Below are 25768 nucleotides of genomic sequence, written 5' to 3'. Positions count from 1 at the left end.
GCCGAGTGGATCTCCCAAAGACGACAAGACCAATGATCATGGCCATGGCCGACCTGGGCACGCCGATGTCCATCCGGGTGGCCGCGACGCTCCGGCTGGTGGACCGGGCCGGGAGTGCGGGGGCGACGGCGGAGGAGTTGGCGGCGGAGACGGGAACGGTGGCGTTGGCGCTGCGGAGGGTGCTGGATCACCTGGTCACGGTGGGTGTGTTCGAGGTGCTGGAGTCGGGGCGGTATCGGGGGACGGAGCTGGGGGCTCAGATCGGTGAGTTCCGGCATCTGCTCGACATGAACTGTGCGGGTGGGCGGGCGGAGTTGGGGTTTGTGGAGTTGCTGGGGACTGTGACCAGTGGGGTGCCCGGGTATGTGCAGCGGTATGGGCAGGAGTTCTGGGCGGACATCGATGCTCAGCCGGAGTTGCGGCGGTCGTTCGACGCGCAGATGAACTGGCGGTTCCGGGGGCAGCAAGCGCAGATTGCCGAGCGCTTCGACTGGGGGCGGTTCGCCGAGATCGTCGATGTGGGTGGCGGGGATGGGATGCTGCTGGAGGCGATCCTCACCGCGCACCCGGAGGTTCGCGGGAAGGTGGTGGAGCTGGCGCCCTCAGCGGCCGCAGCGGCGGAGCGGTTCGAGAAGGCGGGGCTCGCTGACCGGGCCGAGGGCGTGCCGGGGAGTTTCCTCGATCCGCTACCTACAACAGGCGCCGATGCCTATGTGCTGTCCGACATCCTGCATGACTGGGACGACGAGCACGCGAACACGATCCTGGCCCGGTGCGTCGAGGCCGCGCGGCCGGACAGCGCGGTAGTCCTCATCGAGGCGATGCACGGCCGGGCCGGGACCGGGATGGACCTGTTCATGCTGATGTGCTTCGGCGGCCACGAACGAACCGTCGAGGAGCTGACGGAACTCGCCGCCGGACACGGTCTCGTCCTGAACAACGAGACCGACGTGTCCGACGAGCGGGTCGCGCTGGAGTTCCAGCTGGGTCAGAGGAAGTAGGCCAGCGCCCAGACCGTTCCCATCGCCAGCAACGGCAGGCCGATCAGCAGCGCGGTCTTCCACCAGTCGCTCCGGCGCTTCGGGCCCGCGATCACCGCCGGGGGCTCGGGCATCCACCGCGGCGGGAAGGCCGCGCCCGGCCACAACTCGGTACCGCAGATCTCACACCGCTTGCGGTGGGGTGGGTTCACGTGGCGGCAGGACGGGCAGTGCGGGCCGAGGACGCGCGCCTGCTGGGGCTGGCGCATGACCTGCTGCGGTGCCTGCTGCTGTTGCTGTGGTGGCGGGGCACCCCAGCCACGCGGGGGCATCTGCTGGCCATAGCCCAGCTGCGGGCGAGGTGGCGGCGGGGACGGCATCTGGCCGGTGTAGCCGCCGGGTTCCTGCTGGGCGGTCGGCTTGTGGGTGACCTTGTGCGGCTGCTCCTCCACCACTGCGGGCTTGTCCAGCAGCAGGGGGTACCCGCAGTGCGGGCACAGCTTGGCGCCCGGCTGCTGAACCGGGCGGCCGCACTCGGGGCAGGTCATCGCCGTCGCTCCTGCTGTTGCTGCGGTTGTTGCTGCTGCTCGGACCGGACACGCAGGTCGACCCGCACGCCGATGGGCAGCTCCTCGGCGAGGAACGCCAGCACCTGCTGGCGGGTCAGCAGTCCCGTGTGATCCAGCTCCACGACCACCACATCGGATGGCGGCGGCACATTGTCACGGGGACCGAACACCCCACCAGCATCCAGCACGTCGACCCGGCTGTCAGTAAGCGCCTCCAGCAACGTCTCCAGCCCGCGCCGGGTACCGCGCCAGACCAGGGCCTGGCCGACCGCGCGGATCAGCCGCCGCTGGGCGTCCCGGACCTCGGGGTCGGCCGAGGCGGCGAGCGCCGCGTCGACATCCACACCGATCCAGGACGCCATGTACGACAGCATCTCCGGCGAGGCGAGGTTGACGTCCAGCTCGTACTCGATGTCGGTGACCTGCTCGCGGACCGAGTCGCCGATCTCCTCGAAGGCGCGCACGAACCCGGCGATCACCCGGTCCCGCCGCATCCCGGCGGGCAGCTGCTCAAGCAGCCACCCCGCATGCCCATTCACGCTCATTGGCGGACCACGACCCGGTGCGAGACGGACATGAAGAGCTCCTCTTTGGACAGTCGCACCCGCTGGCCGACCTCCTCGGGCTGCTGCTGGCCGCGCAGGTCGGCGAGGAACATGTGCACGGTCTCGGCCCGCGCCACGCCCGCGACCCCGCGCAGCACCGAGAAGATGTCACCGATCGACAGGTCGGTGTCGAACGGCCAGCCGTTGCCGTCCGAACCACCGGTGATCGGGTTCACGAAGTCGTACAACGCCTTCTCGGCGTCCGCGCGGACCTTCTCGGGCCGCACGGTCGGCGCCGCGTGCACCTCGGCGACCACGGTGATGCCCTGGTAGGACGGCACGTCGATGCGGACCTGGGTGGTCAGCAGGCGGCGGTCGTCCAGGTAGCTCTGGATCTGCCCGACCAGCTCCGGCGGCAACGCCAGATCCTGCAGCTTCAACGCCTCCGGCGCGATGTCCACCCGCGGCACGACCAGCAGCCGCACCGGGTCGCCGGACTTCAACGGCGGCAGGCAGCGGGCTCGGGCGGCACCGGGAGCGGCGGCGAGGGTGAGCCGCTCGAAGTCCTTGCCGGTCACCGCGCGGTGGCCGCCGCGCAGGTAGAGCGGGCCGCGAACCTTCGCGTTCTCAACGGTTTCCGCGTCGACACCGCCGGTCGCGGGCTCCAGGTTGCGGACCGAGTCGACCGACTGGATCGCACTCAACGGCACGGTCAGCTTGCCCGCGCCCACGTTCCCGCGCCGACCACCGCCGTACCGGTAGCCGGTCACCCAGATCTGCGACTCCTCGTCCGGAACGGCGCCGTACTGCCGGATCCGGCCCTCGCGGGAGATCACCCGCGGGCCGAACCGGATCTCGCCGGTCGCGCCGGACCACGTGTACACCCGGTCGTTGTCGGTGGCGTCGGTGAAGTCCGCGACCTCCCGCCACGGCACGGGTTCCTCCTCTACGCCGGGCTCGCGGCGCACCGGAACGATCTCGACGCGCTCACCGCCCCGGCGCGGCAGCACGGGCGCGCGGCGAACCACGTGCACCTGCCCAGGCTCGCCGGTCGAGGTCCCGATCAGCTCGCGCGGCGCGGGCTCGGCGTGGTGCGCGGCCACCGCGCCGCCAAGCCCCACCACGGAAAGCGACGCCAGCAGCGGCGGGGTGTCGTAGGTCTGGCCGGGCACGTCGGGGTCGATCAGCTTGGCGCGCACCCAGTGCGCGCGGACCGGGCCGATGGCCAGCTGCTCGTGCCGCCCCTTGAGCAGCATCGTGACCTCGCCTGAGGTGTTGAAGCCGTCACTGGTGTCCGACAGCACGCGGGCCGTGCTCCAGTCGCGGCCGTTCCAGCTCTGCCACACGCGCGGCGGGTTGCGCGGGTCGATACCGCGGCCGGCCGCGCCGTCCACCTCGATGTCGACCCGGATCATGTTGCCTTCCAGGCTTTCCTCGAAGCCCAGGTACATGGCGTCGTCGACGTGCAGGGAGGGGAACACCGGGATGGTGGTGTTCTCCAGGCCCAGCTCCTCGGTGTGGTTCTCGAACCGGCCGTCGGTGCGGGTCATCAACGCGTTCAGCTTGGGCCGCACCAGGATCAGGTCCGAGTCGGTCATGAACACGATCTGGTCCTCGCCGTGCCCGCGCTCGGTGCCGACCTGCGTGCCCGCCGGCACCCGGATCGACTGCTCGGGCGGCGCGGCCAGGGTGAACAGCAGATCCGTGCGCGCGGGCGAGGCCGACGCCAGCTCGATCCCGACCAGCTCGAGGAACTTGATGTAGAGCCGATCCGGCACCTGGTTGAGCCGGTACAGGATCATCTCGGTCATCCAGGCGAACAGCTCGATCAGCGCCACGCCCGGGTCGGACACGTTGTGGTCCGTCCACTCCGGACAGTGCCGGGCGATCCGCCGCTTCGCTTCGTCCACGATGTCCTGGAACCGGCGATCGTCCAGGTTGGGCGCTACGAGGCTCACGGTGCGGGCTCCTCTTGCGGGATCACGTAGAACGGGTAAACCAGGTTGCGGTGGTCGTTGGTGGCCTTGACCCGGTAGGAGATCTCGATCGCGATCACCGAGCCGTCGCCCTCGGGCAGCGCGTTCACCGAGTTCAGCTCGATCCGCGGCTCCCAGCGGGCCACCGCCTCGTGCACCGACTGCTCGATCAGCCCGAGGGTGTCCGCGTTGACCGGCGCGAACACCTGCTCCCACATGGCACAGCCGAAGTCCGGCCGCATCACCCGTTCGCCCGGCGCGGTGGTCAGGATCATCCGCAGCGCCGCGTCGATCTCCTCGCCGCCCTGTACCAGGCGGACGCTGCCGCCCGGGGTGATCTGCCCGGGGAACGCCCACCCGGAGCCGATCAGGTCGCCGTTGTTGCCCGGCTCGCTCATTTCCCAGTCCCTAGTTCAGCTTGATGGGCTTGCCGGACGCGGTCAGGCCGCTCTTCGCCGTGATCTCCACGTTCTGCGCGCTCAGCGACAGCTTCTGGTCGGCCTTCAGCTCGATCTGCTGTGCGCTGATCACGAGTTTCTTCTCGCCGGTCAGTTTCGACTCGTCCTTCTCCAGCACCAGCTGGCACTCGGCATCACCCAGTTTGACCACAATGGACGTCTTCGGGTCGTCGATCAGGGTGATCCGGTTGTCCTTGCGGCTGGCCATGATCCGCTGCTTGACCTTGCCGTCGCCGACCGGCTTGGCCTCCGGCGGCTTGTCCTTGCGGCCCCAGAGCCCGCCCAGCACGATGGGTCGGGCCTTGTCGTCGTTCTCGAACCCGACCAGCACCTCGTCGCCGACCTCGGGCAGCCACTCGATGCCGCGGGACGCGCCCGCGCCGATGGTGGCCACCCGCGCCCACGCGCTCTCGTCCTCGGACAGGGTCGGGAACTTGACCTTGACCCGGGCCTGGCTTTCCTTGTCGTCGTTGTTGGTCACCACGCCCACGACGAGACTGCCCCAGCCGCGGTGCTCCTGCCGGTTGGCCGTCCCGCCACCGCCCAGCATGTCGACCAGACCGTCGGACTCCTTGGCACCACAGGTGAAACGCGTGACATACGGCCGGTCCGAGCCGTAGGTGTGCTCGACGGTGGTGACCCGGTACTTGCCCGCCAGGCGGTTGCCGACCTTGTCCAGGGTGACCTCGTTGCCCGCGCCGATCCACGGGTTGCCGACGCACTCGCCCTTGAGGATCACGCCACCGCCGGATGCCTTGAGCATCAACGACTGTGCGCGCGCGTCCGCCTCGGCCTGACTCGCGGCGGGGAACTGCCCGGCCCGCCGGGTGACCGCGCCGAAACTGCGCTTGGCCGCCGCGGCCATCTGCGCGGCGGCCGGGGCGTCCGTGCCGTGGTCGGGTGTGCGGGCCCGGCCGGTGATCGTCTTCTTGTCGACCGGATCCCAGGCGGTGACAACGACTTCGTCGCAACTGTCCACAGTGGCGAACCGGACCTTGAAGCTGCGCAGGTTCTCCCCCCAGGTCAGCTTGGGCGCCTGGGACCGCGCGGACGGCTTGCGCTTGAAGTGGAACTTGTTCTCGGTGATCCAGAAGTCGTAGCCGATCGCGCTGGCCATCCGGCGCAGGAACGCGTAGTCGGTCTCGTTGTGCTGCAACGCGTGCTGCCGGATCTCCGAGGTGGAGTCGATGTCCGGCTCCAGGCCGTGGTCGCGGGCGATCTGCCCGGCGATGCCGGAGTCGGTCATGTTGGTGAACGCCTTGGACTTGGCGCCGCGGGCCATCCGGTGGGTCAGGTCCAGCCCGGTGACCACCAGCTCGTGCCGCCCGGACACGCCCGGCTCCACCGACACCGCGGTGACCTCGCCGGAGGTGACCACGACCGGCTCGCCCTCGGCCCGGAAGGCGATCTCGATCTTGGTGCCCGGCCGGAACCTGTCCTCGTCGAACAGCTCGAAGTGCGGGTCGTCGAAGTGCAGCGCGAAGGAGTCCGGCAGCTGCACGGACTCCTCCACCTGCACGAGCATCAGCCGCCCGTAGAGCTCGGTGCGCAGCGGCGAGCCGTCGACCTTCAGGATCACGCCATCGAGGCGCCGCTGCTCAGGCATACCGGCCGTCCCGCCGGCGGGTGCCCTGCTCCGGGATCGCCAGCTGCTTGCCCTTGGGCAGCCGCAACGGGTCCAGGATCCCGTTGGCCTCGGCGATCTGCCGCCAGCGGGTGGAGTCGCCGTAGTGCGCGGCCGCGATCCGGTCGAGCGTCTCGCCCGGCCGCAGCTGGTGCACGGTGTGCAGGGTCGGCGTGGAGGAGGTCGGGTTCTGCAGCGGCAGCTGGTCCTCGTCCTTCCACTGCTTGAGCGACAGGTCCGCCTTGCAGCGCAACGGTTTTCCGCTGCTGGCGAAGTAGGTGAACCGGATCTGCACGCGTTCCACGATCGCCTTGAACGAGCTGGTCTCGCCCCAGTGGAACTCGACCCACGGCGGGCGGGCCTTGTTGCGGCTCGGGTCCGCGCCGGCCAGGCTCGGGTTCACCTTCATCAGGTTGAGCAGCTTGTTCGTGTACTCGGTGACCGGCTTTCCGGTGCGAGTGGTGTCGAACGTCAGCGAGAGCGTCAAGGTCGCCGACTGCCCGGCCTGGAACCGCAGCTCGGGCGCGTTCTTGCCCTTCGCCTCACCGCCCTGCCAGCTGTTGGACTTGCTGATGGTCAGCTCGGCGGGGTTGAACATGCACTCGATCTTCTCGCCGCCCTCGGTCTGCAGATAAGCCTTCACTGGTGCGGCCATCTAGAACACCCCCGCGTAGCGCCCGCCGCGGCGTTCGAGCTGGCGGAGCAGTCGTTCCTCTAGGGCTTCGGCGATCCGGTCCAGGTCCGGGCCGGAGATCTGCGGCATCGCGCCCGCGCCGAGCGCACCGGCGGCCTGGCTCGCCAGACCGCTCACACCGCTGGACACAGCGTTGATGCCGTTGTTGACCATGTTCTCGGCACCCGCGACGGCTCCGGACACCTGGTCGCCGACGCCCTGGGCCATGCCACTGGCCTGGCTCATGGCGCCGTTGACCCACTGGTTGGCTTGTCCCGCGGCATCGTTGACCATGCCCGACGCCATGTTCTGCAGGTTGCTCGCGGCGCCCTGGGCGGCCTGCGTGACCTGCCCGACCGCGTTGCTGGCCTCGGCCATGGTCGTCTCGCTGGCGTCGCGAACCGCGTTCTCCACAACGGATCGCGCCACCTGCGTGAGCGCGCCGACGGTCGACGCGGCACCGCCGCCGACCGGAAGCTGGTCGACCAGGCCGGCGGACACGGCACCGGCCTGGTCGGCGACCCGGTTGCCCAGGTCGCCCACGCCCGACGTGAACCGCTGGCCGATGTCACCGGCAGCGCTGGACAGCTGCCCGACCCCGGAGCCGAACGCGTCGGTCGCCTGGCCCGCGAGCCCGCTCACCGCGCCGGTCGCCCGGTTCGCCAGCCCGCCCATGTACGCACCGGCCTGGTTTGTCAGCCCGCCAACGGCTCCGCTCGCCCGATCGGCCAAGCCGCCGACGGCGCCGGTCGCGCGATCGGCCAGTCCACCGACCGCGCCGGTCGCCTGGTTCGCCAGTCCGCCAACGGCGCCACCCGCCCGGTCCGCGAGGCCGCCGACGACCCCGGTGGCCCGGTCGGCCAGGCCACCGGCCTGACTTCCCAGTCCGCCCAACGCGTTCGAGGCCCGGCTGGTCAACCCGTCCAGGCCACCGCCGAACAGGCGCTGCACCGCGATCGGCGGGCCGCTGCTCATGCTCGGCGGGGCGGCGAACTGGTTGCCGACGGTGCGGGCGTTGCGCTCGTCGGTGTCCATCGAGCCGAGGTGATCGTGCAGCATGAACCGCGGCCGCGTGACCGGCGACCGCGCGTGCGTGAGTTCGTGCGCCAGGACGCCCATCGCGGCCTGGCTCATCGCCGTGGGCGCCTCGGTGAGGTGCACGGTCCGGCCGGTGGTAGCGCCGAGCGCGCCCGCCTCGGTCAACGCGTGCTGAGTCGCGGGGCCCGCGGTGTAGGAGACACCGTCCGCGCTGCCCGCCAACTGGGCCACCATCGGGCGCATGTGCGTCGGGAACGCCCGCGGCGCCTCCAACGGACGAGCCGCGACCGCCGCCCGCCACCGCTGTTCCGGCGACTGCGGCTTGGGCTGCGCCAGGACGGACCGCTGGACCGTCGGCAGCGACGGTGGCCTGGTCAGCCCTCGTGAGTGGGTGCGGTCGTGAGAACGACCGAACCCACTCACGAGGGGGTCGGCTGCGGGAGACGCTGTGGTCTCGGGGGTGGCCGCAGCCTCGATCGAGAGTGCTTGGGCGGCAACGGATGCCGCGTGACCGCCGCCGACCGGGAGGCTGCCGGTGGCGATGTGCGCGACCGAGGCCGCCGTTGGCGGCGCCGTCAGCGGTACCTGAGTGGTGATGGCGAGCGGACGAGCGCCCGGCTGATCCGCGGCCTTTTTCGTTGGCAGTACTGGGTCTTTGGTGGTCAGCGCGTTCTTGGTCAGCGCGTCCTTGCTGGTGAGCGGCCGTCGCCGAGCCAACAACGGCTGACGGACAGGCGTGTAGGTCGGCTCGGCGACGGGGGTGTGCTCACTCTGGCCGGCACGGAACCCCGGCCAGAGGCCACCGACCATACGCCGTACGGCCATCCGCCACCACGGAGGCCGCACGGCGAGTCCCGAAGACGGCGCCAAAGAGGGTGCCAAAGAGGGTGCCGCCGGGGCCGGACCGGTGGGCTCGGTCCGGCGGCGGAAGAACGGGATCAGGCCGCGGCGGCGCGGCTCAGGAGGCTGGTTTGAAGCCACAGTGGCACACCTCCAGCTCCTCGGTGGCCAGGTCGCGGCCGGTCGCCGCCAGCTTCGGGCCGGACCACTTGACCGGGAAGGCGTCGGTGAAGTTCCACCGCCGGATGGTCTTGCCCTGGCTGTCGAGCAGCTGCACCGAGCCGTGCCTGCGCTCCAGCTTGGAACCGGCCGAGTCCAGTCCCTCGCCGGAGCACTTGGCGAACCACTCGAACAGCGCGTCGGAGTCGGTGATCCCGCGCTTGAGCACCAGGTTGGGCCACTTCATCGCCTTGGGCAGCTTGTGGGTGAACCCGTTGTTGCCGCCCTCGACGACCTCCTCGGTCTCGATCTGCACCGACAGCCCGGACACCTCGATGAACGAGCCGATCGTGAGACCGTCCACAGTGAACACGAACCGGCCTGCGTACGGCGGGTCCATCTTCCGCGTCTGATTAGTCGCCATCGCCGCCGATCCCCTGCCAGAAACGCTCGTTCAACCCGCTGACTTCCTCAAGCAACGTGATCCGGTCGTTGTGCTCCAGATCCAGCAGCTGGTCCAACCCCCAGTGCAGGTGATAGGCCAGATACGTGATCTCTTTCCACAACGCCTTGACCGAGTACCTCGTCAGCCCACCGCCGCGGCCTCCTGGGGGAAAGGGCTACCCGGCTCCATGCCCTCCAGGATGGACGGGTCACCGAAGTTGATCACCCGGTAGAAGTCCTGCAGGTAGCGGTAGTCGCTGGCGAACAGGCGCTCCACCGTGCGGGTGGTGACCCGGCCGGAGGTGCCCAGCTCGGTCACCACCCTGGCCAGCACGATGATCGTGGCGTACGCCTCGTTGTCCTTCACGCGGGGGTCGCGCAGGGGCTCGATCTCGTCGCGGGCGGTCGCCAGGCGCATCACGCCCTCGCGGTGGATCACACCCTCGTCGTCGACGTAGCCCTTGGGCAGCGTGAAGGGGTACTCGGTGTTCAGGCTCATACCCGCTCAAGACCCTCGTGAGTGATGGTGACCTTCTCGGTGGACACGGTGTTGGAGTCGGCCGACAGCTCCGAGCCCTCCCACTTGGAGATCCACGCGTTGGTGAAGTTCCACCGCGCGACCTCCTCCATCTTGGAGTTCTTGGCCACGATGGAACCGTTGCGGCGGGCCTTGGTGATGTCGCCGTCGATGATCTCCTTGCGCCACTCCCACAGGCCCTTGTCGTTGTCCACCCGCCGCTCCAGGCTGATGTCCGACCACTTCAGCGCGCCGATGGTCTTGATGATCATCATGCGGCCGTCCTTGTTGAGCTCCTTGTGCTCGATGACCTCGGACTCGTTCACCACGCCGCTGCACTTCATGAACGTGCCCAGCTCGATGCCGTCGGCCTCGATCACGAAGATGTTCGTAGCCGTCACGTCTGACATTGCTGCTCCCTATTCCCTCTCGCTCGCCAAGGTTCCCGCGTCAGTCGGTTGTCTCCGCGCCGCCCTGCCACTGGCTCAGGCGGAACACCACGAACTCGGCCGGCTTGACCGGCGCGATCCCGATGTCCACGACGAGCTTGCCCTCGTCCACAGAGGACGCCGGGTTGTTCGACTCGTCGCACAGGACGTAGAAGGCCTGCTCCGGCGTGCCGCCGACGAGCGCCCCCTGCATCCACAGGTTGCGCAGGAACGCGTTGATCGTGCGCTTGACCCGCGCCCACAGGTCGCTGTCGTTGGGCTCGAACACCACCCACTGGGTGCCCTGCCGGATGGTCTCCTCGACGAAGTTGAACAGCCGCCGCACGTTGATGTAGCGCCAGCTCTGGTCGGAGGCGGCCAGCGTGCGCGCGCCCCAGACCCGGATGCCGTTGGCACCGAAGGAACGGATGCAGTTGACCTGCTGCGGGTTGAGCAGGTCCTGCTCGCCGGTGGTCACGTCGAGCTCGAGCCGGGCGATGCCGCGCACGACCTCGTTGGCCGGGGCCTTCCACACGCCGCGGGTGGCGTCGGTGCGCGCCCACACGCCGGCGATGTGGCCGGACGGCGGCACGGTCAGGAACTTCTCACCGTTGGTGGCGCCGGGCCGGGCGAGCGGGTTCTGCACGACCAGGTGCGGGTAGTACGCGGCACCGAAGGCGCTGTCCTTGCCCAGGGCCGCACGCCACTCGAGCGCCTGCTGGGCGTTGAGGCCGGGCGGGGAGTCGAGGATGGCCATCTTGGTGTGGCTGCGCTCGCACCAGTCGACCAGCTTCGCCTGCGCGGCAAGGTATCCCTCGTGGTCGAAGGAGCCGTCCTCGCCGGTGGCCACGGTGATCAGGTCGGGGATGGCCACCATGGTGACGTCCTCGGCGATGGCCAGGCCCTCGTAGCCGGTCCGGTTGACCTCGGAGCCCTCGAACTCGGTGGGCGACACCGAGTTGGTGACCGGCGCGGTGGCCTGGATGGCGTACTTGCCCGGTGCGGGCGCGCGCTCGGCGACCGACAGGCCCTGCGCGTTGCGGACCTCGACGCGGACCAGCTTGGAGCGCTCGTTGACGAGCTTCTCCACGCTCTTGGGGCCGCGGCCGAGGTGGACGTTCGGGAACTCCTCGCGAACCTGGCCGTTGTCGACGATCTTGAGGGTGAACTCCTGGCTCGGCGTCTCGCCCTCGGCCGGGGCCGGCTCGACGACGACCTCGTAGCTGGCGGCCGGGTCGAGCGCCTCGACGTTCAGCGTCTCGATCTCGTTCTTGCCGGACGCGGGCAGCCCGCGCTGGGCCTTGGCCTGGCCCTTGCCGCTGGGGATGCGGACGATGTAGGCGATGCCGCCGCCGTTCTCGAAGAAGCCCTTCACCGAGTGCGGGAGCAGGATGCCCGGTGCGAACCCGCCGTAGACGCGCTCGTACTGCGGCCAGCTGGTGACCAGCTGGGGCTTCACACCATCGGGGTCCGTCGGGTCACCGGCGTCGGCGTTGTACGTCGCCGTGAACCCCACGAACGCAGCGACCGCGGTGCCCACACCCTGCAGCGGCATCGACCCGCTGGGACGCTCCTCGATGTAGACGCCTGGGGCGCCGTAAGTCGCCGCCATGAAATGCTCCTTCTACCTCGGCTTGGTTCGGCCTACAGGTTCTCGCGCACCGCATAGATCAGCCCCGCCCTTTGGGGCAGCGATGAGTGCTGACCTCTGAGACGTCCGGCTGTCGTCACGTCGTCCCGAATCGTTCGAACACGCGTTCTAAACTCCGGCAAAACACGGTATGATGACGACATGAACCGAACCACTCGACAGACCACCCTGGTGGACGAGCTGCGCGCCGCCGCTCCGGAGACGCGCACCGCCCGCTGGCTGGCCGAACGGCTGGACGTGTCGGTCCGGACGATCGAGCGCGACCTGGCCGAGTTACAGCGCTCGGACGTCCCGGTCTACGGCGACCGGGGCAGGCGCGGCGGCTACGTGTTCGACGAGGAGCGCCTGCTGCCCATGGTGAACCTGACGCCGGACGAGGCGGTCGCTGTCGCGGTGGCGTTGCGGGAGCTGCGCGGGTTCCCGCTGGAGCACGCGGCGAACACCGCGCAGGCCAAGATCGACGCGGTGCTGCCGGAGCGCGACACCGCGATGGTGCGCCGGATGGTCGACCGGGTCCGCCCGGTGATGTCACCGGCGGAGCGTTCGGCGGTGCCGCGCGTCGTGCAGCGCGCGTTCGACCAGAACCGCGTGCTGTACCTGCGTTATCGCGACAAGAACGAGCACATCACAAGCCGGGGCGTGGAGCCGATGGGGCTGCTGCACGGCCCGCGCGGCTGGTACCTGCTCGCCTGGTGCCGCCTGCGCGAGGCCCCGCGCGGCTTCCTGCTCGACCGCGTCGCCGACCTCCGGCTCGGCGAGAAGATCACCACCGACCGCCGGATCACCCCGCCCACCCTCAGCCACGCCAGCTGAGTCCTGCCCGTCCTACAGACTTGGAGTACTTCTTGTTCGGTGCGAGTGGATTCGTAGCAGCGGGACCGGCCGACGACCGGGATTGGTGACCCAGACGGTTCAGGCAGGGGCCGCCGCGGCGGCCCCTGCGCCCGGGACACCGGCTAGCCGACGTTGCGGGCCAGCCAGGTGCGAACCGTGTCGCGGTAGAGGGATGCGTTGGCGGCCAAGGCGACCGAGTGCCCCGACCCCGGCAGGACGTAGACCGACAGCCGCCCGGCGCCGAAGTACGGTGCCTCCTGGGCCAGGAGGGCCTGGGCGGTCGAGCAGTCGCGGATCAGGCCGCAGAACCCGGTGTCGTTGGTGCCGTCCACCAGCAGCACGGGCGCGTTGATGCCCGCGGACATCGGGCTGACCAGGCCCAGCGAGATGATGTCGACGAGGCTGGTGGCCGAGACGGTGTCCTTCGCGTAGGTCTCGTCGGCCTGGACGGCGAGCGGGTCGAGGTCGCCCGCGGAGTGGTACATGGTGCCGCGGGTGCCGGGTCTGGTGGTGAGGTAGCCGGGGTCGTCGCCGCGCGGGCCCAGCTGGGGGTCGAGGGTGACCGGGTACAGTCCGAAAAGGACATCCTGGCCGACGACCGGGACGTTCGGCAGGTGCGTGACGCCGGTGAGGATCACGCCGTCGACGTCGTGGTACGTCGCCGCTTCCACAACGGCGATGGCCGAACCCGCGGAATGACCGTGCAGAACGACCTTGCCGTAGCCGCGCCGAAGATAGTCGACCACCTGATGGACGGCGGAGGCCTGCGTGACGCCGGTGAGCAGCGTGCTCAATGGCCGCGTGCTCTGACCGACACCCAATTCGTCGATCGCGAAGGTCGCGAGTCCCCGCGCGGCCTCTTGACGTTGATACGAGTAATCACCGTACGGCAGATCCCAATACATGCGGTTATATGTCGCACCATGCAGCAGGACCTGCACAGTTGTGGCGCCGGCCGGCGCGCACAACTGACCGCGGACATTCATTGGCAGTAAAAGGATCACCGTCACCGGAACCGTGACGGAGGAACATTGGGCGGGCGCCGCCGAAGCGCCCGGCGGAACAACGATCACACCCGCCATGACCAGCAGAGACAGGACGAGTCGCCGGATCTGTCGCATTCGTGATGACCTTCTCGAGGTCGGCTCGGACAACGAAGAGCGCACCGTACTGCCGGGCCGGTGATCCACACAGTCACCTGATCGGTTATATCGTTCACCCGGCCGGTGACTTCGCTTTTTCGCACAATGCCGTACCACTGATGGAGCAATCGTGGGATCAATTGCGTGAATGCGGGTAGGCTGTGCGTTTTCCCTGACACACCGGATGGAGCAAGATCCGTGGTCGGCGACCCCGCAGAACTGACAGCCCGGCAGATCGACCTCAAACAGGCCAGCCCGTCCCGCGTGTACGACTACCTGATCGGCGGCGCCTGCAACTTCGCCGTGGACCGCGAATGGGCGAACGAGGCGATCAAGCGGATGCCGTGGATCCGGGCCGCCGCCCGCTCGAACCGGGCCTTCCTGCGCCGCGCGGTGCGGTTGTGCGCGAGCCACGGTGTGACCCAGTTCCTCGACCTGGGCTCGGGCATCCCGTCCGGGCAGAGCGTGCACGAGATGGCCCGCAAGATCGAACCGGCCAGCAACGTGGTCTACGTGGACAACGAGGCCGTCGCGGTCGCGCACAGCCAGCTGACCCTGGACGCGGTCAGCGGCGCGGGCATCATCGAGGCGGACCTGACCGACACCGACTTCGTGCTGCGCCACCCGCTGACCCGGTCGCTGCTGGACTTCAGCCGGCCGGTCGCGCTGCTGATGACCGCGTCGCTGTACTACATCCCCGACCACGACCTCGTGCGCCGGACCGTCGCCCGGTACGTCGACGCCGTCCCCTCCGGCAGCTACCTCGTGCTGTCGCACACCACGCTCGGCAAGAGCCAGCGGGACGCGCTGGAGCTGGCGAACGTCCTGGAGATGACCAAGTCGCTGACCTCGGCGGCCACCGCCCGCACCCCGGCCTGGATCGCCGCGCTGTTCACCGGCTTGGAGATGCTCGATCCCGGCCTGGTCTACACCTCGTACTGGCGGCCGGAGGGGCTCCGGGTGCTCAACCAGGCCCCTTGGCACGACTCGGTTCTCGCAGCAGTCGCCCGCAAACCATGAGGGGTGGGACGTGGTCGATCAGCACAGTGTCGATCAGTACAGTGTCGATCAAGTGCGCGGCGGCGATCCGGCGCGGCCGCCGGCGTTCGAGCCCGGCCCGGCCCGCCGCGGCCGGCTGACCACCGGCATCGACGCCTGGCTCGTCACCCGCTACGACGAGGTCGCGGCCGGTCTCGGCGACGCGCGGCTGGTCATGTCCGCGCCGGCGATCGAGGCCGAGCTGGTGGCGCGCGGCGAGCTGCCGCAACGGTTCGGCTCGATGTTCCAGCGCCGCACCAAGAGCCTGCTCAGCACCGACCCGCCGGACCACACCCGGCTGCGCAAGCTGGTGGCCCGCAGCTTCACCGCGCGCCGGGTAGAGGACCTGCGGCCGCGGGCCGAGAAGGTCTGCGCCGAGCTGGCCGACGCGATGGCCGCTTCCTCGGGACAGCCGGTGGACCTGGTCGGCGCGTACGCGTTCCCGTTGCCGGTGCTGATGATCTGCGAGCTGCTCGGGGTGCCCGCCGACGACCGCGAACAGTTCCGGACGTGGACCAACGCGATCGTGTTCGACCAGGGCGACAAGGCCTCGATGGACGCCTACCGGACCGCGGTCGCGAGCCTGGACTCGTACTTCGGGGTGCTCGTCGAGAAGAAACGCTCGGACCCGGGCGACGATCTGACCAGCGCGTTGGTCGCGGAGGACCAGCTCGAACCGGACGAGCTCCGGATGATGTTGTCGCTGCTGCTGGTCGCCGGGCACGAAACGACGGTGAACCTGATCGGCAACAGCGTTTTGACCTTGCTGCGCAACCCTTATCAGCTCGCGCTGCTGCGCGCGAACCCGAGCCTGGTGCCCGCCGCGGTCGACGAGTGCCTGCGGCTGGCCGGGCCGGTGGCGTTCAGCTCCATGCGGTTCGCCACCACCGACATCCCCTTGCCGGACATGACCATCCCGGCGGGTTCGGTGGTCGCGTTGGGACTGTGGACAGCGGACCACGATCCCACGCATTTCCCCCAGCCGTACCGGTTCGACATCACCCGCACGGGTAACTCTCATCTGGCGTTCGGCCGCGGCGTGCACTTCTGCGTCGGCGCCCCGCTGGCACGGATGGAGGCCGAGGTCGCGATCGGGACTTTGTTGCGGCGCTTCACTTCTCTCGCCCTCGCGGTGCCCGAGACGGAGCTGGTGTGGCGGCCCGCGAACACCCGCGGCCCGGTGCGGCTGCCCATGTACCTCACCGGACGGCCTACTGCATCTGTATGAGCACAGATGCGTGACCGTCCTGCACAGTGGGTGCGTGGACCGGGCGATGGCGGTGTGGCCGGCCGCCTGGGACGTGGCGGTTCTCATCGTCGCGCACAACGGCGAGGACCGGATCAAGGCGGCTGTCGAGACCGCCGCCCACATGGTCCCGCTCGACTGCGTTTTCCTTGTGTCGGACGCTTCCTCGGACCGGACGGTGGATCTGGCCGAGCAGTGCGGGGTTCAGCTCGCGGAGACCATGCGGCCGTTGGGGCGGACCGGTTCCTTCGCCGCCGGGCTCGATGCCTTCCGGCTGCTGGACCGGTTCGAGTTCGTGGTGCTGATCGACGCGGACACATCGCTGGACCTGCACTACCTCGAACAGGCAATGGCATTGTTCGCCGATCCGTCGGTCGCGGCCGTGGACGGGCGCACTTCGTTGCCGTGCAAGGGAGTTCTGGCGGCGTATCGTTCCCGGATGTACGCTTTGGCCGAATGGGGGCCTTCGCGGTCGCGGTCGGTTCCCGGGGTGGCGCGGATCTACCGGAGCAGTGTTCTGCGGGAGGTCACCCCCGACGACTTCGGCGCGGTGCACGAGATTTTCTCGAAGGGCTTGGGGCGGGTGGTCTTCTGCCCCACCGCTCGGGTGTTTCCACCTCAAGCCGGGCGTTTCGGCGAGCACTGGGCGCAGATCCGTGCGTGGGCTACCTCTTTCCTGGTGGTTCGCCGTGTCTTGCCGGTGGCTTTGTCTCCGGCTTTGCTGTTGCCGGCTTTGATCTCGCCTTGGCTGCTGCTGGTCTCCTTGTGCGTGATGGCCGTTGACTATGGCGTCACCATCGCGGTGGCTCTGCGTCAACGGGAGCCTCGGTATTTCGTACCTGGTCTCGTCTTTCCGTTTCTGCGTGTTGTTGATGCCTGGGTTGCGCTGTCCGTCTTGCGGCACTCGCCTCAGGCCGAGTGGGTTCAGTTCCGGGCGGCTCGGCCGCGGGTTCCTTTGGTTCAGTGGGTTCTGGTTGTTGCCGCCGCTGGGCTTGTTGCGGGCCGGGTGGTTCTTTCGCTTGTCCGGGTTCCGGCCGCCGGGGTTGAGCCGTCGATTGTGGATGCCGCGTATGCGACTTCGTCGGGGATCGATGGGCCTTCTGCCGGCACACCGTTGGCTTTCACGTCGTGGCAGCTTTCCGGGTACGCCGGGGTGACTGGGGCTTTTCGTCGGTATGCCAGCACTTTGACGGGCGCACGTGAGCTTTCCGTGGTTGCCGTGGTGATGATGCTGCTCGGCCTCGTTTGGGTCATGCGGTTGGTGCGGATCCGGGTGTGGGTCGTGGCCATCGCGTTGGGGATGCTCGCCGTCAGCGGGGTTGCCGTGACCGCTTTGACCGGCATGAGTCCCGGATTGCTGGGCGCGGCTTGGGCTTCACTGGCCGCCGCTGCCGGTTTGGCCGCTTTGCCGCGGCCGCGAGCGTTCTTGGTGTTCCTGGCGGCGGGTCTGGCGTTGCTGGCTTTGGCCACCGCGCCTTTGCTGCTTGTGCCTGTCGGAGCCGGGTTCGCTGTGTGGTTCGCCATTTCTCACCGATGGCGTCTGGTCGGCGCCGCTGTGGTGGTGACTGCGGGGCTCGGCTATTTCTTGTGGCGCAGCGGTTTTGTTTCTGGTGGGGTTCTTTCTCCTGGTCAGCGGTATGCGCTTCTGGGGGTTGTCGCTGGGGCGGTTGTCGGCGGGCTGATTGTCGGGTGGGCTCGTCCGGTGGCTGCTGGCGTGCTGGCTGGGGCGTTGCTTGCGGGGCTGCTGGATGCTTCGGTTCTGGTGCCCGCGCTGGTGGCTGGGGCTGCTGTTCTTGTTGCCGCCGCGGTGGATGAGGCCGTGTCGCGCCCGGTGTTGTGGCTGGTTCCAGGGACGGCTGTGGCGGGTTCGATGGCCACCGTGTTGTGGATGCCTGCCGCCGTTCCTTCCGACCACAGTGGACTTTCCTCGTGGATGACGGCCGCGTTGGACCGGGATGTGCGAGTCGCTGTTCCTCCGGGGGTGTGGTCCGATGTGGTGCGGGACCGGCCGGGTTTCCCCGCTCCCGCTGTGGGCGCCGGGTCCGGGGTCGAGGTGGCGCGGTTCGGATTTCCGGTGGTTCTGCCGGTTCCCGTCGAGTACTTGTCGTCGGCGTCCCGGGCCAGCGCCGGACGTCAGCTCGCGAACAACGTCCGGTTGCATACCCCAGCGGAGGTCCGGTCGGCGTTGGAGGAGGGGCGCGTCGATCTGGTCGCGATGACCGTGCTGGCCCAGCTGTGCCGGGACCATGACGTTTCGGTGTCGTGGACCGGGAAGCCCGCGCCCGAGGCGGGATCCGCCCTGCCCGACCGCGTTGTCGTTGTGTCCGCTGTGGATGGCCGCCCGGCCGGTGACGATCTCGTTGACTGGCTTCGGGCCCAGCTCCCGCCGTACGCGCCTTCGGCCGTGCGGCTCGATTCCGATGGCGCCGTTCTCAGCTGGCGCATCCCGTTGCTGCCCGCTCAGGCCGCGAACTAGGAGGGTCGACCATGATCCGGACCGTGCTCTGCGCCGCGCTCGTGCTGCTGGCGGCGCCGTTGCCCGCACATGCCACCGCGGGAGGGTGCTACCTGCGCTTGGCCCATCTCTCCCCCGACACCCCAGCGGTCGACGTCACCGTGACGACCTTCGGGCGCCCGGACTGGTCGATCAAGCTGAACGGCGTGGCCTACGGCGACATGTCGGGCTACCAGCGAATCGAAGCGGGCACGTACACGATCTCCATGCGCCCCGCGGGCGCCGACCCGGCCAGCAAACCCGTGATCTCCGCATCCCTCGAGGGCGCCGACGGCCAGGCGTACACCGTCGCGGGGCTCGGCAAGTTCGCCGCGCTGTCGCTGAAGGTCCTCAACGACGACATCAGCCTGCCGCCCACCGGCCAGGCCCGGATGCGCGCCATCAACGCGGCCCCCACCACCGGCGCCATGGACATCACCCGCGACGGCAGCCCCGTCATCACCAACGCCGCCTTCGCCGACCCCAGCCCGTACCAAACCCTCGCCGCGGGCACCACAACCCTCAAACTCACCCCCAAACAAGCCGCCCCCACAGAGCTCCCGGTGAACCTCGACGCCGGAGCCGTCTACACAGTGCTGGTGCTCGAACGCAACGGAACCCTCACGGCCGTCGCCCGCCAGGACGCCAAAGGAGCCGAAGTAGTGCCCTCAGGCCCCATCGAGGCAGGCTACGGCGGAACCGCCCCACAAAACACAACACCCTGGACCCTGATCCTCCTCACCACTCTCACCGCCGCAGCAGCCCTCACCCTCCGCCGGAAAACCCCATACCGGACCACACCATGACCCACCCCCACACCCCCACGCACCCCTCCCCCACGGAACCGCCCCAACCCCTCCATCCCCGCCCAGCCCCCATTTCCCACCAGGAAACAACCGCCCACCACCGGCAGACCGCGGCCGACCTCGCGGCCCTGGCGCTGCGCCTGCGCGAAGCCCGCGTTCCCGGCCGCCACCGCCAGCTGCCCGGCGCCGACACCGGCCGACACCGCAACAGCCCAGAGCACCTGCCCTGCGACGACCTCCTCCACCGGGAAGGCCGCGAAGTCCAGCGCACCCGTTCGGTGCTCAGCTCCATCAAGACCTGGGTCACCACCGGGCAGTGGCCAACCGAATGAGGCTCCTGCTCGTTTTGGCCGCGGTGCTGGCGACCGGCGCGTCGGCAATGCCCGCTGCTCCGAAAACCGTTGCGCCCTTGGCTGTTTCGCCGCGATGGGTTGTTGGTTCCGGGGTGGTGACCGCGGTTGCGGGGCCGGTGAGGGTGCGGGTTCCCGCGGTGGGGGTTGATGGGCCGGTGGTGGGGATGGGGGTGGATGCCAAGGGGGTGTTGGTGCCGCCCGCGAATTTCGGGGATGTCGGGTGGTTCGGGGTGCGGCCCGGGGAGGTGGGGCCGGCGGTGCTGGCGGGGCACGTGGATTCGCGGAGCGGGCCCGCGGTGTTCTTCCGGTTGCGGGATGTCCGTATCGGCGACCAGGTTGTTGTCGACCGGGTGGATGGGTCCAGTGTGTCCTTTACCGTCGTGTCGGTGATCCGGGTCGCGAAGACCGCTTTTCCCACCGCGGACGTGTATTCACCCGTGCCGGTGCCGACGTTGCGGTTGGTGACCTGTGGCGGTTCGTTCGACCATTCGGTGCGCAGTTACCGCGACAACATCATCGTCGAGGCAACCTGAAACGCGCGGCGACCGAGGGTCGATACCCAGTGGTAGTCCACCCTGGGGGTGCCATGGAACCGTTTCAGGACCGCAGATACGGCCCCGGCCGCCGCCGGGACGACCGCCGTACCGCGGCGATTCTCCGTACCCTGGAACAGGATCTGGGCACAATGGCGAACCTCGTCGGTGCCACCCGGACCGACCTCACGCTGAGTCCCGAAGTGGCCGAACGCCTGGAGATGCTCGACCGTGAAGTCACCCGTTTGGCTGATCTCGCGCGTCACGCCACAATGCCCCGCCCCGACGCCAACGAGATCGCCGACGCCCGCCACCTCGCGGCCCACCTCACCGACCGCGAATGGGAATGCCTCGGCCTGCTCGTCCAGGGCCTGAACACCACAGCCATGAGCACGACCCTGGGCATCTCGCCCACCACCGCGAGAACCCACATCCAGTCCCTGCTGACCAAACTGGGCGTGCACTCCCGCCTCGAAGCAGTGGCCCTGACCTTGCGAACTTCCCTGCTCGACAACAACTTCAGCTGACGAGACGAGGGAACAGGTCACGAGCGCCGCACCGGAGATCGTCCAGAGCCCCTTGCGCGCCGGCGAGGTGGCGCAGCAGCGCCTGCTGGAACAGGCCGTCGAACATGGCGTAGGCGTCCGACGGGGAACAGGTCGGCCCGGCCCCGGCGAGCTCGGCGTACGCGCAAACGTTGCGCCAGATCATCTCCTGCAGGCTGTCGTCGATCTCGGCGACATCGCCGCGGAACGCCTCCTCGAACATCGACTGCGCCCGCAGGTCGTACCAGAGCCGGTGCATCAACGGCGCTTCTTCGAGCGCGGCGGCCAGCCCATCGCCGCAGGCGGTCGCCAGTTCGGCCGGAGTGGACGCCTCGCTGACGCCGCTCTCGTACCGCTTCACGCACGCGGCCTTGTACCGCTGCACGCAGTAGGTGATCAGCTCGACCTTGTCGGCGAAGTAGTAGTGCAGCAGGCCGTGGGAGAACTTGGTGTGCTCGGCGATCGTGCGCAGGCTGGTGCGGGCGTAGCCGAGGTCGGCCATGGCAACCAGCGCCGCATCGGCGAGTTCACGGCGGCGGTCCTCGAACTTGTCCACCCGAGGCCGGCGCTTCGCGGCTGCTGCGCTGGTCATGGGATCAAGGTACCACCCGGGGTGATTCTTTGACCGATCGTCCAAGAAAATCTTGACATTCGTCCAAACGAAAGCGAGGGTTGTGCCACGTCCTCGACGGCGTCGGCCAAGGTCAGCAGGACTCAGACGGAGACAATGATGTCGCTGTACTTCTATCTGGAAAAAGGCGCTTCGCTGGACACCGGTGCGCCCTGCCTGACCCTCGACGGGGTCTCGCTGTCCTACGGCGAGGTGGTCGAGCTCGCCAATGCCGTCGCCCGAGCGCTGCGGCGTTCCGGCGTCGCCCCCGGGGACAAGGTCGGCATCCTCTCGGCCAACGACCCGACCGCGTTCGCCTGCGTGTTCGGCATCGCCCGGGCGGGTGCCGTGTGGTGCCCGATCAACCCGCGCAACGCGGCCGGTGAGAACGCCGAACTGCTCGACCTGTTCGACTGCGCCACCCTGATCTACCAGCCCGCGTTCGACGAGCTGGTCGGCCAGATCGTCCCGAGACTGCCGAAGCTGACCACGCTGGTCCGGCTGGGTGACGGCGACGAGCGCGCACCGGGTTTCCACGACTGGCTGGCGGCGGCCGAAGACGATCCGGACGCCGAGGCCGCGCCGCCCGGGGACGTGGTCGCCCTGGTCGGCACCGGCGGCACCACGGGACGCCCGAAAGGGGTCATGCTCACCGACCGCAACCTCGAAGTGATGTCGGCGATCACGCTGATGAGCTACCCCTTCGAGGGGCGGCCGGTGTACCTGGCCCTGGCGCCGCTGACCCATGCGGCCGGCGTCCTGTGCTTCCCGGTCCTGGCCCGCGGCGGCGAGGTCGTGATCATGGCCAAACCGGACGTCGGCCGGTTCCTGGAACTCATCGAGCGCCACCGGGTCACGCACACGTTCCTGCCGCCGACGCTGATCTACATGGTCCTCGGCCACGAGGCCCTCGATCGCACGGACCTGTCGTCCCTGCAGTGCTTCTGGTACGGCGCGGCCCCGATGTCGACGGCCCGGCTGACCGAGGCGCTCGACCGGATCGGGCCGATGGCGCAGCTGTTCGGCCAGTCCGAGGCGCCGATGATGATCTCGACGATGTCGCCCGCGGAGCACCGCCGTCCGGACGGAACTGTCCATACTGGACGGTTGTCGTCCGCGGGCCGCCCGTCGCCATTGGTCACGGTGACGATCCTCGATGAGACAGGAAAGCCTGTGCCGCAAGGCGAACGCGGCGAGATCTGCGTGCGCGGCTCGCTGGTGATGGCCGGGTACTACCGCAACCCGGAGGCCACGGCGGAGGCATCCGCGCACGGCTGGCACCACACCGGTGACATCGGGTTCCTCGACGACGAGGGCTACCTGCACATCGTCGACCGCGCCAAGGACATGGTCATCACCGGCGGGTTCAACGTCTACTCCGCCGAGGTCGAACAGGCGGTGATGGCCCACGACGCCATCCGCGACTGCGCCGTGATCGGCCTGCCGGACGACAAATGGGGTGAACGCGTGACCGCCGTCGTCCAGCTCCAGCCCGGCACCGAGCTGGACGTCGACGACCTGATCACGTTCGTCAAGCAGCGCATCGGCGGTGTCAAGGCGCCCAAGCAGATCGAGATCTGGCCGGAGCTGCCCCGTTCCACCGTCGGCAAAGTCCTCAAGACCGAGATCCGTTCCGTACTCACCGGTGGCTGAGCCACCCACGCAGCGAGGAGGCCACCATGAAGCTCGCGCTCTACCTCCCGAACTTCCGCGACAAGGTCACCGTGCGGGAACTCGAGGACCTCACCAGCCTGGCCGAGGACCTCGACTTCGACTCGGTCTGGACCCTCGACCGGGTCATCGTCCCGGAAACCTCGGACACCGTTGAGATGCAGTACGCCTTCGGCATGATCGAGGGGTTCCCCAAGGGGCTCCCGGTCAGCTCACGCGGTGAGTTCCTGCAGGGCATGCCGCTGATTCCGTGGCTGGCGGCGAAGACGTCGAAGGTGCGGATCGGCATGAGCATCATCGACACGCCCTACCGCGCACCCGGCGTGCTGGCCGCGGAGCTGGCCACCATCGACCACCTGTCGAACGGCAGGCTCAACGTGGCCGTCGGCTCCGGCTGGATGCCCGAGGAGTTCGCCGCCGCGAGCGCGTCGCACATCTTTCCCAAGCGGCACAAGCACGTGCGCGAGACGCTCGAGATCATGCAGGGCATCTGGACCAATGAGGTGTTCGAGTACCATGGCGAGTTCGCCGACTTCCAGCGCAGCGGGTTCGGCGCCAAGCCGGTGCAGAAACCGCACCCGCCGATCTTCTTCAGCGGCCTCAAGGACCCGAAACGCTCCGCGAGCCGGATCGCCAAGTACAACCTGTCCGGCTGGATCGGGATCCAGGACTCGCCCGAGGACATCCAGCGCTGGCGCACCGAGATCCGGCGCGAGCTCGAGGCACTGGACACTCCGCGTTCCGTGGACGACCTGGAGATCTGCAGCATGATCTGGTTCGTCATCACCGACCAGGAGATGGACCAGTCGCCGATGGGCAAGGGCACCAACCTGCTCGCCGGCACGGCCGCGCAGATCACCGACATGCTCAAGCGCTACAAAGAGGCCGGTCTGACGATGCCGTTGCTGTGGCCGCCGTTCCAGGACGTGCCGGTGGCCAAGACGCTCGACGACATGAAGCGCCTCACCGAAGAGATCCTGCCCAAGGTCAACGCCAACTGAAAGGAAGCGAAATGTCGGAACTGCAGGGTAAGCGGGTCTTCGTCACCGGCTCCGGCGCGGGGATCGGCAAGGCCATCGCGGCCCTGTTCGCGCAGCGCGGCGCCCAGGTCGTGGTCAGCGACATCAACGCCGACTCGGCCAAGCAGTCGGCCGACGAGGTCGGCGCCGCCGGTGTCGCCAACTGCGACGTCACCGACGAGGGCCAGGTGCAGACCGCCATCCAGCAGGCGGTCGACCTGCTCGGCGGCCTCGACGTGCTGGTCAACAACGCCGGGATCGAGGTCTCGTCGCCGTTGTTGCAGCAGTCCACCGAGAGCTTCGACAGGATCTTCGCGGTGAACGTGCGCGGCACGTTCGTGGCGATGAAGGCGGCGATCCCGCATCTGGTGGCCGCCAAGGGGAACATCGTGAACATCGCGTCGATCGCCGGCATCGGCGGCAGCCCGCTGCTGGGTTCCTACTGCGCGACGAAGGCCGCGGTCATCCAGCTGACGCGGGTCGCGGCGGTGGAGATGCGGGCGTCGGGCGTGCGGGTCAACGCGGTCTGCCCGGGGTTCGCCGACACGGCCATGGTCGAACGGCTCGTCCCCGACTTCGAGGCGGCCACCCAGATCCCGTTCGGCGACCTCGTGGCCATGAAGCAGGGCCGTCTGGGCACGCCGCAGGACATCGCCGAGGTCACCGCGTTCCTCGCGTCCGACCGGGCTTCGTGGATCACCGGCAGCCATTACGTCCTCGACGGCGGGCTGACAGCGTCGCTCGTGTGAGCCTCAGAACTCCAACCGCATGATCCGGCCGACATCACGCAGTTTCGGGATGCGGTCGACCAGCCTGAGGTTGAGGCGGCCGAAGAACGGGAGCTTGTCGAGGTCGGGCAGGTCGGTGCTGCGCCGGTCGTCGAGACAGCGCATTCCGGGGTGCAGGGCCAGGATCTCGTCCGGAGAGTCCACTCCCCAGTGCAGGGTGGCGTTGGCGTTGCGGACCGCGGGCACGAGCTTCTGCAGCTTGATGCCCATGGTCCCGTATACGTCGAACAACAGCTGCCCGCTGGGAAAGTGTGAGGTGATCCGGCGGATCAGATCCTGGCCTTCGTCCTGGGTCAGGTACATCGTCAGGCCCTCGAACACGGCGACCGTGGGCCGGTCGGCGGGGACAACGGACAGCAGGTTCTGGGCGGTCACCGACGAGCCGATCAGGTGGTAGTCCCCGTCGGGCGGTGTCAAAAGCTTGGAGCGCAACGACACCACATCGGGATAGTCCACATCGAACCACCGCACCGACGGGCCGGGGGCGATGCGCTGTGCCCGCGTGTCCAGGCCGCAGGCGAGGTGCAGCACGGTCGCCGACGGGTTGGTTTTGAGGAAATCAGTCGTCCACGTGTCCAGGAGCTTGGCGCGGATGGCGACGCCCACCGAGCTGGTGGTGTTCATCCTGGTCTTGCGGAAGTCGTAGTCGATCCGCGAGACGGCCTCGGCCGCGGCATGGTCGTGCAGCACCGACTGCGGCCGGCGGCTGTCGACCGCGCGACCGTACAGCGTGGCGAGCATTGTCTCCGGCGCGCCGGTCAACGTGACTTTCTCACGGTCCATACCC

27 protein-coding genes are annotated in these 25768 nt (G+C 68.8%); 12 read left to right on the top strand and 15 right to left on the bottom strand.

What is annotated here, in order from left to right:
* Window positions 1-5: 5 nt before the first annotated feature.
* Entirely contained in the window at window positions 6-1001 is a 996-nt protein-coding gene (locus tag AB0J95_RS09610) for a methyltransferase (protein ID WP_364754780.1), read from the top strand.
* On the opposite strand, the gene AB0J95_RS09605 is transcribed toward AB0J95_RS09610, so the two are convergent.
* The 12 genes from AB0J95_RS09605 to AB0J95_RS09550 all read right to left on the bottom strand — a co-directional run bounded on the left by AB0J95_RS09605 (window position 989) and on the right by AB0J95_RS09550 (window position 11863).
* Window positions 989-1528, bottom strand: a complete 540-nt coding sequence (locus AB0J95_RS09605) for a zinc-ribbon domain-containing protein (RefSeq protein WP_364754778.1) — start codon at window positions 1526-1528, stop codon at window positions 989-991. The genes AB0J95_RS09610 and AB0J95_RS09605 overlap by 13 nt on opposite strands.
* Window positions 1525-2094 (bottom strand): hypothetical protein, encoded by a 570-nt coding sequence (locus tag AB0J95_RS09600; protein ID WP_364754776.1) that lies wholly within the window; start codon window positions 2092-2094, stop codon window positions 1525-1527. Before AB0J95_RS09600 ends, AB0J95_RS09605 begins: the two co-directional genes overlap by 4 nt.
* Window positions 2091-4052, bottom strand: coding sequence for a putative baseplate assembly protein (locus AB0J95_RS09595; protein ID WP_364754773.1), 1962 nt, complete (start codon window positions 4050-4052; stop codon window positions 2091-2093). The genes AB0J95_RS09600 and AB0J95_RS09595 overlap by 4 nt, the downstream gene beginning before the upstream one ends.
* On the bottom strand, window positions 4049-4468 hold the full coding sequence (locus AB0J95_RS09590) for a GPW/gp25 family protein (RefSeq protein ID WP_364754771.1): 420 nt from the start codon (window positions 4466-4468) through the stop codon (window positions 4049-4051). Before AB0J95_RS09590 ends, AB0J95_RS09595 begins: the two co-directional genes overlap by 4 nt.
* A gap of 10 nt (window positions 4469-4478) precedes the next feature.
* On the bottom strand, window positions 4479-6134 hold the full coding sequence (locus AB0J95_RS09585) for a VgrG-related protein (protein ID WP_364754769.1): 1656 nt from the start codon (window positions 6132-6134) through the stop codon (window positions 4479-4481).
* Window positions 6127-6807, bottom strand: coding sequence for a LysM peptidoglycan-binding domain-containing protein (locus AB0J95_RS09580; RefSeq protein WP_364754766.1), 681 nt, complete (start codon window positions 6805-6807; stop codon window positions 6127-6129). The genes AB0J95_RS09585 and AB0J95_RS09580 overlap by 8 nt, the downstream gene beginning before the upstream one ends.
* Window positions 6808-8688, bottom strand: a complete 1881-nt coding sequence (locus tag AB0J95_RS09575) for a DUF4157 domain-containing protein (RefSeq protein WP_364754764.1) — start codon at window positions 8686-8688, stop codon at window positions 6808-6810.
* 133 nt (window positions 8689-8821) lie between these two features.
* On the bottom strand, window positions 8822-9286 hold the full coding sequence (locus AB0J95_RS09570; protein WP_364754762.1) for a phage tail protein: 465 nt from the start codon (window positions 9284-9286) through the stop codon (window positions 8822-8824).
* Window positions 9276-9428, bottom strand: a complete 153-nt coding sequence (locus tag AB0J95_RS09565; protein ID WP_364754759.1) for a DUF6760 family protein — start codon at window positions 9426-9428, stop codon at window positions 9276-9278. The genes AB0J95_RS09570 and AB0J95_RS09565 overlap by 11 nt, the downstream gene beginning before the upstream one ends.
* A gap of 20 nt (window positions 9429-9448) precedes the next feature.
* On the bottom strand, window positions 9449-9805 hold the full coding sequence (locus AB0J95_RS09560; protein ID WP_364754756.1) for a hypothetical protein: 357 nt from the start codon (window positions 9803-9805) through the stop codon (window positions 9449-9451).
* The gene (locus AB0J95_RS09555; protein WP_364754754.1) at window positions 9802-10233 is read right to left on the bottom strand and encodes a phage tail protein; all 432 of its coding nucleotides are present in this window, start codon (window positions 10231-10233) and stop codon (window positions 9802-9804) included. The genes AB0J95_RS09560 and AB0J95_RS09555 overlap by 4 nt, the downstream gene beginning before the upstream one ends.
* Before the next feature lie 40 nt (window positions 10234-10273).
* Entirely contained in the window at window positions 10274-11863 is a 1590-nt protein-coding gene (locus AB0J95_RS09550; RefSeq protein WP_364754751.1) for a phage tail sheath C-terminal domain-containing protein, read from the bottom strand.
* Window positions 11864-12043: 180 nt separating this feature from the next.
* Here AB0J95_RS09550 and AB0J95_RS09545 point away from each other — a divergent pair, with 180 nt between their 5' ends.
* Window positions 12044-12715 (top strand): YafY family protein, encoded by a 672-nt coding sequence (locus tag AB0J95_RS09545; protein ID WP_364754749.1) that lies wholly within the window; start codon window positions 12044-12046, stop codon window positions 12713-12715.
* 143 nt (window positions 12716-12858) lie between these two features.
* Here the strand turns inward: AB0J95_RS09545 and AB0J95_RS09540 are convergent, their stop codons facing one another.
* Window positions 12859-13722, bottom strand: coding sequence for an alpha/beta fold hydrolase (locus tag AB0J95_RS09540; RefSeq protein WP_364755053.1), 864 nt, complete (start codon window positions 13720-13722; stop codon window positions 12859-12861).
* A 354-nt stretch (window positions 13723-14076) separates the two neighbouring features.
* Here AB0J95_RS09540 and AB0J95_RS09535 point away from each other — a divergent pair, with 354 nt between their 5' ends.
* The 7 genes from AB0J95_RS09535 to AB0J95_RS09505 are packed head-to-tail and all read left to right on the top strand — an operon-like array spanning window position 14077 to window position 20875.
* Complete coding sequence (locus AB0J95_RS09535) at window positions 14077-14898, top strand: SAM-dependent methyltransferase (RefSeq protein ID WP_364754747.1); 822 nt, start codon at window positions 14077-14079, stop codon at window positions 14896-14898.
* A 52-nt stretch (window positions 14899-14950) separates the two neighbouring features.
* Window positions 14951-16144, top strand: coding sequence for a cytochrome P450 (locus tag AB0J95_RS09530; protein WP_364754744.1), 1194 nt, complete (start codon window positions 14951-14953; stop codon window positions 16142-16144).
* Window positions 16145-16178: 34 nt separating this feature from the next.
* Window positions 16179-18638 (top strand): glycosyltransferase, encoded by a 2460-nt coding sequence (locus tag AB0J95_RS09525; RefSeq protein ID WP_364754741.1) that lies wholly within the window; start codon window positions 16179-16181, stop codon window positions 18636-18638.
* Between the two features lie 11 nt (window positions 18639-18649).
* On the top strand, window positions 18650-19462 hold the full coding sequence (locus AB0J95_RS09520; protein WP_364754739.1) for a DUF4397 domain-containing protein: 813 nt from the start codon (window positions 18650-18652) through the stop codon (window positions 19460-19462).
* Window positions 19459-19794, top strand: coding sequence for a hypothetical protein (locus tag AB0J95_RS09515; RefSeq protein ID WP_364754737.1), 336 nt, complete (start codon window positions 19459-19461; stop codon window positions 19792-19794). Before AB0J95_RS09520 ends, AB0J95_RS09515 begins: the two co-directional genes overlap by 4 nt.
* On the top strand, window positions 19791-20348 hold the full coding sequence (locus tag AB0J95_RS09510; RefSeq protein WP_364754734.1) for a sortase: 558 nt from the start codon (window positions 19791-19793) through the stop codon (window positions 20346-20348). The genes AB0J95_RS09515 and AB0J95_RS09510 overlap by 4 nt, the downstream gene beginning before the upstream one ends.
* 53 nt (window positions 20349-20401) lie before the next feature.
* Window positions 20402-20875: a helix-turn-helix transcriptional regulator gene (locus AB0J95_RS09505; protein ID WP_364754732.1), complete on the top strand. Its 474-nt coding sequence runs from the start codon at window positions 20402-20404 to the stop codon at window positions 20873-20875.
* On the opposite strand, the gene AB0J95_RS09500 is transcribed toward AB0J95_RS09505, so the two are convergent.
* Window positions 20868-21485 (bottom strand): TetR/AcrR family transcriptional regulator, encoded by a 618-nt coding sequence (locus tag AB0J95_RS09500; protein ID WP_364754730.1) that lies wholly within the window; start codon window positions 21483-21485, stop codon window positions 20868-20870. The genes AB0J95_RS09505 and AB0J95_RS09500 overlap by 8 nt on opposite strands.
* A 138-nt stretch (window positions 21486-21623) precedes the next feature.
* Between AB0J95_RS09500 and AB0J95_RS09495 the strand changes: the two genes are divergently transcribed.
* The 3 genes from AB0J95_RS09495 to AB0J95_RS09485 are packed head-to-tail and all read left to right on the top strand — an operon-like array spanning window position 21624 to window position 24942.
* On the top strand, window positions 21624-23156 hold the full coding sequence (locus tag AB0J95_RS09495) for a long-chain fatty acid--CoA ligase (protein WP_364754728.1): 1533 nt from the start codon (window positions 21624-21626) through the stop codon (window positions 23154-23156).
* Between the two features lie 26 nt (window positions 23157-23182).
* Complete coding sequence (locus tag AB0J95_RS09490) at window positions 23183-24175, top strand: LLM class flavin-dependent oxidoreductase (RefSeq protein WP_364754726.1); 993 nt, start codon at window positions 23183-23185, stop codon at window positions 24173-24175.
* 11 nt (window positions 24176-24186) lie between these two features.
* Window positions 24187-24942 (top strand): SDR family oxidoreductase, encoded by a 756-nt coding sequence (locus AB0J95_RS09485; RefSeq protein WP_364754723.1) that lies wholly within the window; start codon window positions 24187-24189, stop codon window positions 24940-24942.
* Between the two features lie 3 nt (window positions 24943-24945).
* Here the strand turns inward: AB0J95_RS09485 and AB0J95_RS09480 are convergent, their stop codons facing one another.
* Window positions 24946-25764, bottom strand: a complete 819-nt coding sequence (locus AB0J95_RS09480; protein WP_364754720.1) for a class I SAM-dependent methyltransferase — start codon at window positions 25762-25764, stop codon at window positions 24946-24948.
* Between the last annotated feature and the right edge of the window lie 4 nt (window positions 25765-25768).

Origin of the sequence: Actinocrispum sp. NPDC049592, assembly GCF_040675465.1 — a bacterium.
In the GTDB taxonomy this organism is placed as follows: domain Bacteria; phylum Actinomycetota; class Actinomycetes; order Mycobacteriales; family Pseudonocardiaceae; genus Kibdelosporangium.
Note: the sequence above shows the minus strand (reverse complement) of the source record. Positions and strands in the feature narration are given on the sequence as shown.